Genomic DNA, 12333 nt, shown 5'->3' with positions numbered 1-12333 from the left:
TGCGTTGGGGCCCGGCAGCCCCACCCCGTTCTGGCCCGGCGGCGGCGCGCTGGTAGCCAGCGCGCCGCCGCCGGGCCAAACGTTTTGCTCGCTCAGACCGGAGCGTTTCCATGGCCGACACTGACCAGTCCGGCGACACCGACCCGTCCGACGAGTCCGGCTCGCCCGACGACCCGGTCCCGCCCGAGGCCGAAGCGCTGCTCTCCGGTGCGCCCCTGATGGCCCACTTCGCCACGTGCGCCGACGGCAAGCCCCACGTCGCGCCAGTTTGGTACGCGTACGACGACGGCGTACTGGAGGTGCTCACCACCGGTCGAAAGCTGGCGAACGTCCGCGAGAACCCCCGCGTCGCGGTGTCGGTCGAGCAGTCGACCGACGGGCGCGCGGAGTGGATGGTCACCCTGCTCGGCACCGCGACCGTCGTCGAGGATCGGGCTGAAGCCGCCGCGGCCGCCGAGCGCATCAATCCGAAGTACGGCGCGACAGCCGACGAGTATCCCGAGAACACGCTGGTCTGGGTGGAAATCGGGTCGGCGCGCTACCAGACGTACTGACCGGCCGAGCAGGCTCAGTACGTCTCGACCGCGACGCCGAGCGACCGGAAGTCGGACGCGTCGTCGGTAAGCACGGACTACTCGATGGGGAACCGGAGTATCGCGGCCACGCCGCCGAACGCCTCACTGAACTGTCGCCCGCGGTCGAAGTCGGCCGGCACGACCACGCAGTCGCCGCCCTCGTCCGACGCGCGGCCCTCGTACGCCTGCACCTCGTCGACCGGCAGGTCCGCGGAGACGAGCACGGTCTCGACGGCGTCGTACTCCAGCGCCTCCTCGACGGCCTCGCGGCCGTAGACGACCTCCTCGGCGTCGCTGGAGTTGTCGTCCTCGCCCGCGGCCGATCCGTCGCTCGCGTGGAGCGCCTCGAAGAAGCGGTCGAGCGTCTCGCGAGTCTCCCGGCGCTCCTCGTCCTCGATGCGGTCGCTGGCCGCCTCGACCAGTTGTTGGAGGCCCTGCTCGGAGGCGTACTCCACCGAGACGGGGTCGCCGACCAGCCGGTCGTCGAGCCGGTGGTCGAGGTGGTCGCCCTCCCGGAAGTCGTCGACCGTAACCGAGGTGCCGCCGAGAATCAGGCCGTCGACGTCGGTGCTCGCGCTGGCCGACTCGGCACTCGTGTTGGCCGATTCGACGTGGTGGTCGCCGAGGAACGCGCGCTCGGCCTCGTCGGCGACCGTATCGAAGAACTCCTCCTTCTGACGCTCGCGCTCGCGGGCGAACCGCTGGGCCGACTGGCCGCCGGCCTTGGTCTTGCCCATCACGTCGCTGTCCATCGTCTCGATGGGTTCGACCTCGTCGCCGCGAGCGAGTCCCAGCGCGGCCCCGCCGCGTTCGACCACGAGCAGGCCGAACGTCTTCGAGGACTCCTCGACGCCCGCCAGCGGAGCGGTGTCGAACTCGTTGGCGCGCTTGTAGACGAACTCGCCGACGGGCGTCGGCAGGTCGTCGAAGACGTACGAGACCACTTCGCCGTCGACCACGCCGGCGTAGACGACCAGCCCCTTGTCGGGCGTGGCCGCCTCGCGCTGGAGGACCCGCCGGACGCGCTCCAGCGCCTCCAGATACGCGGCGTCCTCGCCTTCGGTGTCGATGTACTCGGCCTCCGCGCGGTCCTCCTCGACGCGTTCGAGCGCTTCGCCGAGGGGCTTGTCGGGCGGGACCGCGACGGTCACGAGGTCGCTCTCGCTCGCCTCGGCGGCTTCGACGCGCTCGATCCGGTCGTGGAGTTCGTAGGATTGGATGTCCATCGTTGTCGGGTGTCGCCGGCGATGATGCGGCCGAACGCGAGCGGGGACGCCGGCGACGGAACCCCTGCTCGAAGTCGGATACGCCGCGCGCGAAAGTGAGGGTTCGGGCCGAACCGACGGCCGGTGTTCGAGTTCGCCGAGCGGATAGTTGCAGTCCACGGGGATGCGCCCGGTGCGACAGACCACCGGCAGAAGCTCGGTGCGACAGACCACGGGGGAACCCGCAGTGACGCCTTCCACGGGGACGCGCTCGGTGATACATTCCCCTGAGGACGCGCTCGCTGGCGCAAACCACGGTCTGGGCGGACTGAAAGGGGCCGCCCGGTCGCGTTTACGTGGTCGCCTCCGGCGGCCCTATTCGGAGCGCCGAGCGGAGCGAGGCGCGAGAATATCCGCCGGAGCGACCGCGACCGGGCGGGGGCTTTCAAAACCGTCTTCGCTGGAATTCTGCGGTTGACTCACAACACCGCGAGAATCGCAACGAAAGGGTGCAGAAATCCTTTTCCGGACGTATGTGGTACTCGGACTGTTATTCCATGCCAGTCATCCACTTCGAGGCGGCCGACGCGGCCGAGCGCACCCAGATCGGCGAGGCGCTGGTCACGTTCGCGCGGTCGGCCGACCGGCTCGAAACTGGCCGCGCGGAGGGCAAGTACTTCCTGACCCACGCGGACGGCTGCGACGAGGGCGGCGAACCCATCGAGGCTGGCGACGAGTTCTACCTCGACACCGAGACGGGCGAAGTCCTCTGTGCGGAGCACGGCCGCGCGCGGCGCGAAGAGCGCGAAAAGTAGCTACTCCTCGCCCAGCACGTCGTCGACCTGCCACTCGGGCAGGACGAGCATCTGCTCGTTTGCGGCCAACTCGTCGCTGGTCGCGAACGCTAATTCGTCGCCGCCGACCACCGCGGTCCCGCCGCCGTACACGTCGTCCCAGTGGTCGAAGACGGCGTCGGGGACTCGCAGCTGTCGGCTGTCGTCAGCGATGGCCGTGCTCGTCACGAACCTCACGTTGGGAGCGTCCTCCAGCGGGTCGTAGAGCTGGGAGGCCACGACCGCGCCGTCAGTCTCGCGGACTGCCCAGTACACTTCGCCGCCGGACTTCACCAGTTCGAGATTGACGGCTTTCTGTGGCACCGGTAGCTCCCGGGAGTCACCGCTGACTGACGCGCTGCCGAGTCGGTCGTAATCCGTCATGGCAGAAGGGTCGGTGGCCGGGCGGTTAGGTGGTGTGGCCGGGGTGTCGGCAGATCATCGCGTGGCTGCGCTCGCTCGCGGTCGCGCAGAACTGCGCGACCGCGCGCAGTCGACCGTACGTGACCGTACACCGCGACGCGACCGTACACGACCGCGCGCAGCCGACCGACAGGCCGATTGTCCTGCGCGGCGTCGGTGGCCGCATGGCGACGAGTTCGTCCGCCGACTCCGGGAGCTCGGCCGACTCGACCACCGACCGGCGCGAGCGAGTCGATTCGACCGACAGCGGCGCGACAGATGGCGTCTCGGCTGACGACGCGAACCGCGACGCGAACGGCGAGACGAGGTCGAACAGCGCGGCCGAGTCGTCGGACTCGGCCGCGCTGTTCGACCGGCTCGAAACGGCGGCGCGGGCCGTCTGGGTCGCGTTCCTCGCGTTCGTTGTCGTCCTCGCGTTGATCCCGGCGGTCGCGCTCTGGTTCGGGGCCGTGCCGTTCGACCCGCCGCCGAGGACGCCGTACTTCGCATTGCTCGCCGCGACATTCGTCGGAGCCGCCGCGCTGATCGCCGGCGCGATCTACGACGTGTGAGTGGCCAGTCGGGCGTCGGGCCAGCGCGCATCGCGGTCGTGCGCGGGGCCTAAGTAGGCCGGTGCGATACTGGACTCCATGAGCAAGATTACGCCGTCGGAACTCGACGACCGGCTTCCCGACGAGGCGTTCGTCCTCGACGTTCGGCCGAGCGACGACTACCGGGCCGACCACGTCGACGGGAGCTACAACGCGCCGGTGTACCATGACCTGCGGAGCGGCGACACCGCGGCGCTCGACGACCACCTCGACGCGGTGCCCGACGAGAGGGAGGTGGTGACCGTCTGCAAGGCCGGTGTGGTCGCGCGGGACGCGACCGACCACCTGCAAGAGCGGGGCTACGACGCGGTGACCCTCTCCGGGGGGTTCACCGGCTGGCGACACTACGAGGCGAACACGCTAGTATACCGGGTCGCGTCGGCGGTGCGCGGGCTGTTCTCCTGACGCGCAGTGCTCGATCTCCTGCGGGTCCGCAGTGTTCAGATACGTGCCACCAGAGCCCATCTTCGCTCGGTGAATCAACCGACTTCCTGGTGGACTGAAAGGGCGAGGCGGGCTCGCGGCCGAAGGCCGTGGTCGACTCAGCGACCCCTATCTGACGCAACCACGTCCGTCAGATATGTCGCTGAGCGACGCGAGCGCGCCGAGGGCTTTCGAGGCTATCTCCTCTGGTTCTCCGTAGTCGAGTCACCGATGACTTCGGAGATCACTCATCGGTTCCAACTACGTACCGGAATCCCCACCCCGAGTCGGGCCGTACGCTTTTGGTGACGTACCGCCCTCGTTCGCGTATGCCCAAGACGCCCTTCCGCGACCGGATGTACTCCTGCGCGCGGTGCTCGCGCGACGTGCGGGTCTCCTCGGTGTTCTACCACTACCACTCGCTGCACGGCGAGACGCTGCTGTCGGTCGACCGCGACGGGGGCCACGCCTGTACGCTCTGCGGGATGGAGTTGCCGCCCGGCGACGCCAACAACGGCTGGAAGCTCCGGGTGCGCCACTTCCGGGAGCACCACGGCAAGCGACTGGTGGATACGGACGCGCTACGCTAATCGTCGGAGAACGAGCGTTCGGCTTGAGAAAGGCCACAGCACTCACGACCCACACACTACCACCTTGTTTATATCCTATAGGAATTGACTACACGACAATGGGTGAGTGGTCCCGGCGTGAATTTGTTCGACTCGCGACAGTAGGGGCGGGAATGGGTATTGCCGGGTGTAGCGGTCGTTCGCCGTCCGAGTCGACCGAAAACTATTCGCAGACAAGACAGACCAGTCAAAAACCCGCACGTAGCTCCGAGCCCGTATCGGGGCGAGTTGTCGACATAGATGGCGATGAAATCGCAGGTGCGACGCTGAATGGGATCGTTCCAACGAGAGGGTCCGTAGTCGAGACGACCACTGATAATCAGGGACGATTCGAAGTAGCGGAAGTCGACGAACCCATCTGGCTTCGCGCAACGAAAACTGGCTTTATCGGACGGACTGTCGCTGTGGCTCCGGGAACAACTCCTCGTATCAGACTCTCGCCTCGTGCGGGAACAGTCGCGCTCAGTTTCGGCGGTGACGTGATGTTCGGCCGTCGGTTCTACGAGGACGACGACCCCCTCGAACCGCACTTCCAGATTCGACCTGACGACCGGCTGGAATCACACCAGACGATACTACAGTACATCTCCCCCCTGTTACAGGACGCCGATATCACGTCAGTGAATCTCGAAACACCGCTGACGACGACGGCATGGAGACACCCCTCGAAACGGTACCACTTCGTCTCGCACCCGGACGCCGCACCTGCGATGGCCAGTGCCGGGATCGACTACGTCGCGCTCGGGAACAACCACACGTTCGACGCGCTGACACCGGGGCTGAACGAGACGCTTGAGGTTCTTTCCTCCGCTGGCATCGAACGTTCTGGTGCCGGCAAGTCCGGGACAGCAGCGTGGGAACCGGCGTACTTCGAGGAGCAGGGCCTCACCGTCGGCTTGCTCTCCTGTACCGCTCTGACGGGTGGCCAGTATGAAATCGACTGGGTAGCCGACGACGGCCAGTCAGAGACGTACTCGGTACCGGGAAGGGCCGCCGCCGGAGTGGCTGACGCCGAGGAACTGACAGTCTCCGGGAACGTCGGGACCGCAGCGGCGACTCATAACAGACTCTCCCGGGAGGTGTCCCGGGTCGACGCGAATGCGGACGTGACCGTCGTCCAAATCCACGGCGGCACCGAGTACCAGCGGGAACCGACCGACGAGATCAGACGTCTGACCGAAGCGGCGAGTGTGGCCGGCGCGGACGTAGTCGTCAATCACCACTCGCACGTGACCGGCGGGCTGGAACTGCGGGACGGGACACTGGTCGCCTGGTCGCTCGGCAACCTCGTCTTCGAGCAGGAGCTCTGGCCGACGTTCCCTTCATACGTCCTGAGCGTCCACGTCACTGCCGACGGCGTCACCAGAGCCTACGCCGACCCGCTCCTCCTCAAGGGGTACGTTCCGAAGGGGGTCGTCGGCAAGCCAAGGGAGTGGCAACTCCGCGAAACCGCCGCGTTGTCGGCGGACGATTTCTCGCTCTCCGGTGCCAGCCTCGAGTATGTTACAGGAGACGAGACGACGACCCGGACGGTTACCAGAACGCTGGACGGGGACGGGACGATTTACACTCGGAACGTCGGATGGGTCACCCGCGTCGTAGACAGAGAGAAGTCCGTAGAACTGGGTCGTGACCTGCTTCCCACTGGAACGTTCGACGACCCTGACGTTGACGATGAACGGCACGAAGGCCCACTGTGGCGATTCAGCCGTGGCGCGGACTCCAACGGTCCCGAGTTCGGATACGACGGGAGTGGCGGCGTTCGGCTCTCCCGAACCGCAGACAACTCACAGCGGTCGATCCTGACGACGACCGAACGCGTTCCGGTGACCGGCCCGACGACGCTTCTCGGCCGATACCGCCACGAGACGGACGCGCGGCTGGAACTGCTTGTCCGGTGGTACGAGTCGACAAGTAGCTCGGCACTCGAGTCAGTCTCGACTGACCTCGACCGGACGGCCGGCTGGGAACGGATCGAATGGTCTTCCTCGATACCCGAGAACGCCACCCACGTCCGGTTCTACTTCCGCCTTTACCCTCCCGACGACGGGGAGGAACGTGCCGCCACCGTCGACGATCTCCGGTTGGTCGAGTGGAGCGAAGCGGACGTCGGGGGTGGAAAAGACTACGATCACCTCCGCGTCCATGGGTCCGCGACCGTCCAGTTCTCCTCGAATAACCGTTCGGGCGACGATGTCACCTGGAACTCGCTCGAATAGTCACTACCCGCATTTCGTTTCGGCAACCGTAGCAGAGTATGAGTTCGTCAGGACAGATTGGGCCCTCCAACCGATTGACTCCACGGATTCGAAATCGTAAATCTCGAACCGGGAACCACCAGTCTCGCTCTCGGTCACCTGAATCGTCCAGCTATGCGCAGTGTGCTCTGTTGAATAGCGTTGTTATCGGGCAAAATCCAGTGTTTAGAATGGTTACGCCGGGGAATTCGGTCCTGTCCAGTGGAAATCGATATCCCCGACTTCGTGGAGGAGACTAGGAGTAGGCCCAGTATCCCTCCTCGGAAATTTCTTTTTAAGATGACATCCCCTATGTCACCGCATAGCGTGAGCTCAAATCAACCTCTATCGACAGCTGTCCTCTCTCAGAGGGTAGCAGCCGCGATTCGATGACGTACGGTCACTTCTCCTCGGAAATGTATGGGTAGAAAGCTGGCCTCGGCACTCATAGGGCTCGTCACGACTGGTTGCCGAGACCAGCTCGGAGCGCGCGCCTCGTCATCGGCCACGCGGCTCTTCTCGCTCCGGTGAAAAGACCCTTACTCCTCCCGGGCGAGCATCGACCCATCCCGAACACTCCCCGGCAGCCATGACCGAACCGCTGAAACCCCCGTGACCGATCCCGTGCAACACCCATGACCGGCCCCGTGGTCAGTTTCGTCGTGCCGGCGAAAGCGGAGGAGCGCTACCTCTCCTCGGCGCTCGCCAGCGTCCGCGACCAGCGCACCGACCGCGAGTACGAGCTCCTGGTCGTGGACGGCGACGGCGACGCCACGCCGGAGATCGCCCGCGAGTACGACGCCACGGTCGTCGAGCAGCCGGAGTCGGGCGTCGCCGACGGCGGCCGTACGCACCAGCGGTCCGCCATCGCCGACGCGCGCCATCGCGGCGCAGAGCAGGCCGCGGGCGACTGGCTGGCGTTCGTGGACGCCGACACCGCTGTCCACCCCGACTACGTCGACGCGATGCTGGCGTTCGCCCGCCGGGAGGACCTCGCGGCCGCGTCCTCGCGCTGCCGGCTGGTCGGCCCGGCGCGCGCGAAGCTGATGGAGGCGACCATCAACCACGTGTTCCCGCGGCTCGACCGGCCGATTCTCCCGGGGTTCAACTTCTTCGTCCGCCGCGAAGCCTACGACGCGGCGGGGGGCTTCCCGACCGTGCCGAACGAGGACACCGCGTTCAGCCGGCGGCTCGGCCGCGACTGGGCGACGGGCTACCATCCCGACGTGCTGGTCCGGACCTCCGCGCGGCGCATCGCGAGTTCCGGACTGACCGGGACGCTGTACCACTATCTCCGACTGGACTACCACCGGCTTCGCGCCGACTACTGAGATGGAACTGGACGCGTGGGACTCGATTGTTCCGAAGAGCGTGGGACGGCGAACTTGCTTTTCCCGGCGGTCCGCGCGCGAGCAACGCGCGCGAGGTCTGCAGGATCGTAGCGACTGCAGGCTCGGAGGACGCGGTTTGTCCGCCGGTGGACGAGGACCGCAGGCCGAAGGCCGAGGACCGCAGGAGGCTGGGGAGGTTCGAGGCTGCGGTGCGGTTGCGGTCGCGGTCACTCCTATGCCTCGGCAGTAGCTAGCTCGTCAGCCCTCGAACAGACGGAGACGGCCGAGTCAAGCTAGCTACTGCTTGAGCGTAGGCGACACCACACAGCACCGGCAGAGCTTGCTCTGGCGAGCCTGCGCTCACGTCCGTTCGCGCAGACACCGCAACCGCGGCCGCCTCGCCTATCGGAGCACGCGCTGTGTGAAGCAGTCGAACTGACTGAAGCAGACGAACCGGGTGAAGCAGTCGAATCGGATGAAAACATCGCAGATCGAGAAACGACGAACTGACGACGACTCACTCGCTCCGCTGGGCCGACCAGACCGCGACCGCACCGAGCAGGAAGGCGGGGATGAGCGGCAGGACGAGGTAGGCGAACCGGTACGGCCGGATCGGCGGGAGGACCAGAATCGCGGACGGAATCACCAGAAAGCAGAGCACGATGACGCCCACGAGGAGCCAGTCGCGCCAGCTCCACTCCTCGCGGCCGCGCTCGACCGGCGCGGCGGGGTCCGAAACCGGGTCGGGGTCGGAAACGCCGCGCTCGTGGTCGCCGTCGCTCGTGCGCTCACTATCGCTCTCGGTGTCCCCGCGGCCGCCGCGCTCCTCGGGTACCTCGCCGGGTCGGTGGGTGTACGTGTCGTCGGCCATCTACCGGCTCTCGTACTCGCTGTCGGGGACGACTACGACCTTGCCGAACCCCTCGCGGTCTTCGAGCAGTTCGTGGGCGCGGGCCGTCTCGCTCATCGGCAGTACCTCGCGGATTCGGGGCTCGAAGGTGCCGTCCCAGACGAGGTCGAGCACGTCGTCGACCTCGCCGGGGTTGGCCATCGTGGAGCCGATGACCGACAGCTGGTTCCAGAAGATGCGGTTGAGTCCCGCGCCGGGGTTCGGCCCGGTGGTCGCGCCGCAGGTCACGATGCGGCCGCCCTTCGCGAGGCTCTTGAGCGAATCGGGGTACGTCTCAGCGCCGACGTGGTCGACGACCATATCGACGCCGCGCTTGCCCGTCAGCTCCCGTATCTCGGCGGCGAAATCGTTCTCCGCGTAGTCGATGGCGTGGTCCGCGCCGATCTCCTCGGCGTAGTCGAGCTTCTCCTCGCTCGAGGCGGTGGCGTACACCTCGGCTCCGGCGTGGTCGGCGATCTGGACCGCGGCGTGGCCGACGCCGCCCGACGCGCCGAGTACCAGCACCGACTCGCCGGCGGTCAGGTCTCCGCGGTTCAGCAGCATCCGCCACGCGGTCTGGAACACCAGCGGCGCGGCCGCGGCGGTGTCCCAGTCGACGCCGGTCGGGACCTCGACGAGGTTGTCTTCGGGCACCGCCGCGCGCTCGCTGTGGACGCCCCGGACGTGCTCGCCGATGATGTGGTAGTTCACGCACATCGAGTACTCGCCGTCGCGGCAGTACTCGCACTCGCCGCAGTAGACGCCCGCAGAGACGGCCACGCGGTCGCCCGGCTCGAACCGGGTCACGTCCTCGCCGACCTCCACGACGGTCCCCGCCGCGTCGCTCCCGGGAATGTGGGGCATGTCGAGGTCGAGGCCGGGCAGGCCCTTGCGAGTCCACACGTCGAGGTGGTTGAGCGCCCCGGCCTTCACGTCGACCAGCACCTCGTCGCGGTCGGGCGTGGGGTCCGGGAAGTCGTCGTACTCGATGACGCTCCTGTCCCCGTGGTCGCCGAACTGGACGGCTTTCATACCCCGGATGTGGGCCGCCCGGCGTAAAACTGTACCTCAACGGGACCGGCCGGAGTCGGTCGAACGAACAAATATCGACCACCGGTTTCGGCCGGTGAAACAGCCGCCAATGTCGACCGCTGGACCGACCAACTGCGGTCCTGGTGGACTGAAAGGGCGAGGCGGGCTCGCGGGCCGCAGGCCCGTGGTCGTCTGAGCGACCCCTATCCGAGGTGAGCGAAGCGAACCGAGGATATGTCGCTCAGCGACCGCGAGCGCGCCGAGGGCTTTCGAGGACACGAATTCGGCCGACGAATCGCGGCAGTACACTCCCGTTCTCTCCCTCGAAAGCCGAAGGGTAGTTAGGCCGCGATGCCCACCGTTCGCGCATGAAGGCCGCGCTGATAATCCTCGACGGGTGGGGGTTGGGTAGCGAGGCGCAACGCGCCTCGAATACGTCGAGCGGCGGTACGCCGCGAGACAGTCCGAATGGAGGTCGAGACGCCATCGAGGCCGCCGACACGCCGAACTTCGACCGGTTCGCCGAGACCGGCGCGTACGGAACGCTCACCGTCTCCGGACGGCGGGTCGGCCTGCCCGAGGGACAGATGGGCAACAGCGAGGTCGGGCACCTCAACATCGGCGCGGGCCGGGTGGTCAAACAGGAGTACACCCGCATCACCGACGCCATCGCGAACGGCGAGCTGGGCGACAACGAGGCCATCGACGGCGCGTTCGAGCACGCGCAAGCGAACGACGGAACCGTCCACTTCTTGGGACTCGTAAGCGAGGGCGGGGTCCACTCGGACCAGAAGCACCTCTACGCGCTGGTCGAACTTGCTGCCGAGCGCGGTCATCGGACTACGTCCGATTGCTCGTCGGAACCGACGGATTCCGACGGCGGATTCGACGCCGTGACCCATGCGTTCACCGACGGCCGGGACACCCCGCCCAAGAGCGGCGCGGATTTCCTCGCGGAGCTACAGGAGGTCGTCGACCGCGCGGGCACCGGCGAGGTGGCGACCGTCTCCGGGCGCTACTACGCGATGGACCGCGACCAGAACTGGGACCGGACCAAGCGCGCCTACGACGCCATCGCCAACCGCGAGGCGAAGTGGAAGGCCGAGTCGGCCGTCGCCGCGGTCGAGGCGAGCTACGAGCGCGACACCACCGACGAGTTCGTGGAGCCGACGCTGGTGGACGGTGGAGTCCCGATAACAGACGGCGACGCGGCCGTCTTCTTCAACTTCAGAGCCGACCGGGGGCGACAGCTGACCCGGATGCTGGCGGACGTTCGGCCCGAGGACTGGCAGGCCGAGGGAATCGACACGTCCGCGCCCGAAATCGAGTTCACTACGCTGACCGAGTACGACGAGACGTTCGACCTCCCGGTCGCCTTCCCGCCGACCCAGCCCGAGGACGTGCTCGGCGAGGTGCTGGCCGACAACGGGCTGACCCAACTCCGCATCGCAGAATCGGAGAAGTACGCCCACGTCACCTACTTCCTCAACGGCGGCCGCGAAGTCGAGTTCGAGGGCGAGGTTCGCGAAATCGTCGAGTCGCCCGACGTGGCGACCTACGACCGCAAGCCCGAGATGAGCGCCGAGGGAGTCACCGACAGCGCGCTCCGACTCGTCGAGACCGACGATCCGGACGTGCTGGTGCTAAACTACGCGAACCCCGACATGGTAGGCCACACCGGCGACTTCGACGCCGCGGTCGCGGCAGTCGAGGCCGTGGACGAACAACTGGGCAGGCTCGTGGCGGCGGTCGAGTCCGCGGGCGGGCACGTCCTCGCCACCGCCGACCACGGCAACGCAGACGACATGGGCACCCCCGAGGACCCCCACACCGCTCACACCACGAATCCGGTTCCGTTCGTCTACCTCTCGCCGGAGGGCGACAGCGGGGGCAAACGCGTCCGCGAGGGCGGGTCGCTCTGTGACGTGGCACCGACGCTCCTCTCGCTCGTCGGCGTCGAACAGCCCACAGCGATGACCGGCCGGAGCCTGCTGGAGTAATCAGAGCGAGACGCGACTACTGCTCGAATTCTGGAATTTCCCGAGTGGGTGCCGCGACCGCACTGCACCGCAACCGCGACCGCACTGCACCGAACAGGTCCGCGAGCCGCGCACGCGATGAAGTCAGAGTAATACTCCTCTCACGCCAGTAGTCCTTTGGCTCTCG

Annotated in this window: 13 protein-coding genes; 8 read left to right on the top strand and 5 right to left on the bottom strand. The window is 67.0% G+C overall.

Annotated features, from left to right (window positions below):
- The first annotated feature begins 110 nt into the window (after window positions 1–110).
- Window positions 111–554, top strand: a complete 444-nt coding sequence (locus DPQ64_RS15240; protein ID WP_115865175.1) for a pyridoxamine 5'-phosphate oxidase family protein — start codon at window positions 111–113, stop codon at window positions 552–554.
- Window positions 555–631: 77 nt separating this feature from the next.
- Here DPQ64_RS15240 and DPQ64_RS15235 read toward each other — a convergent pair whose 3' ends face one another.
- Entirely contained in the window at window positions 632–1801 is a 1170-nt protein-coding gene (locus DPQ64_RS15235; RefSeq protein WP_115865174.1) for a Vms1/Ankzf1 family peptidyl-tRNA hydrolase, read from the bottom strand.
- Between the two features lie 536 nt (window positions 1802–2337).
- Here DPQ64_RS15235 and DPQ64_RS15230 point away from each other — a divergent pair.
- Complete coding sequence (locus DPQ64_RS15230) at window positions 2338–2595, top strand: hypothetical protein (protein ID WP_115865173.1); 258 nt, start codon at window positions 2338–2340, stop codon at window positions 2593–2595.
- On the opposite strand, the gene DPQ64_RS15225 is transcribed toward DPQ64_RS15230, so the two are convergent.
- Both DPQ64_RS15225 and DPQ64_RS18925 read right to left on the bottom strand, forming a co-directional pair.
- On the bottom strand, window positions 2596–2997 hold the full coding sequence (locus DPQ64_RS15225) for a hypothetical protein (protein WP_115865172.1): 402 nt from the start codon (window positions 2995–2997) through the stop codon (window positions 2596–2598).
- Window positions 2998–3022: 25 nt separating this feature from the next.
- Entirely contained in the window at window positions 3023–3202 is a 180-nt protein-coding gene (locus DPQ64_RS18925; RefSeq protein ID WP_157971742.1) for a hypothetical protein, read from the bottom strand.
- On the opposite strand from DPQ64_RS18925, the gene DPQ64_RS15220 reads away from it, so the two are divergent.
- The 5 genes from DPQ64_RS15220 (at window position 3201) to DPQ64_RS15200 (ending at window position 8246) form a co-directional block, all read left to right on the top strand.
- A complete protein-coding gene (locus DPQ64_RS15220) occupies window positions 3201–3587 on the top strand; it encodes a hypothetical protein (protein ID WP_157971741.1) in 387 nt (128 codons plus the stop codon). The genes DPQ64_RS18925 and DPQ64_RS15220 overlap by 2 nt on opposite strands.
- A gap of 78 nt (window positions 3588–3665) precedes the next feature.
- Complete coding sequence (locus DPQ64_RS15215) at window positions 3666–4031, top strand: rhodanese-like domain-containing protein (RefSeq protein ID WP_115865170.1); 366 nt, start codon at window positions 3666–3668, stop codon at window positions 4029–4031.
- A 347-nt stretch (window positions 4032–4378) separates the two neighbouring features.
- A complete protein-coding gene (locus DPQ64_RS15210; protein WP_115865169.1) occupies window positions 4379–4639 on the top strand; it encodes a hypothetical protein in 261 nt (86 codons plus the stop codon).
- Window positions 4640–4737: 98 nt separating this feature from the next.
- A complete protein-coding gene (locus tag DPQ64_RS15205) occupies window positions 4738–6897 on the top strand; it encodes a CapA family protein (RefSeq protein WP_115865168.1) in 2160 nt (719 codons plus the stop codon).
- 653 nt (window positions 6898–7550) lie between these two features.
- The gene (locus DPQ64_RS15200; protein WP_115865167.1) at window positions 7551–8246 is read left to right on the top strand and encodes a glycosyltransferase; all 696 of its coding nucleotides are present in this window, start codon (window positions 7551–7553) and stop codon (window positions 8244–8246) included.
- 517 nt (window positions 8247–8763) lie between these two features.
- Here the strand turns inward: DPQ64_RS15200 and DPQ64_RS15195 are convergent.
- The gene (locus tag DPQ64_RS15195; RefSeq protein WP_115865166.1) at window positions 8764–9117 is read right to left on the bottom strand and encodes a YoaK family protein; all 354 of its coding nucleotides are present in this window, start codon (window positions 9115–9117) and stop codon (window positions 8764–8766) included.
- On the bottom strand, window positions 9118–10167 hold the full coding sequence (locus DPQ64_RS15190) for a zinc-binding dehydrogenase (RefSeq protein ID WP_115865165.1): 1050 nt from the start codon (window positions 10165–10167) through the stop codon (window positions 9118–9120).
- Between the two features lie 368 nt (window positions 10168–10535).
- Between DPQ64_RS15190 and gpmI the strand changes: the two genes are divergently transcribed.
- Complete coding sequence (gpmI, locus tag DPQ64_RS15185; RefSeq protein ID WP_115865164.1) at window positions 10536–12167, top strand: 2,3-bisphosphoglycerate-independent phosphoglycerate mutase; 1632 nt, start codon at window positions 10536–10538, stop codon at window positions 12165–12167.
- Window positions 12168–12333: the final 166 nt, after the last annotated feature.

The organism is Halorussus litoreus, from assembly GCF_003382685.1.
In the GTDB taxonomy this organism is placed as follows: domain Archaea; phylum Halobacteriota; class Halobacteria; order Halobacteriales; family Haladaptataceae; genus Halorussus; species Halorussus litoreus.
This window is presented reverse-complemented; position numbering and strand designations above follow the sequence as displayed.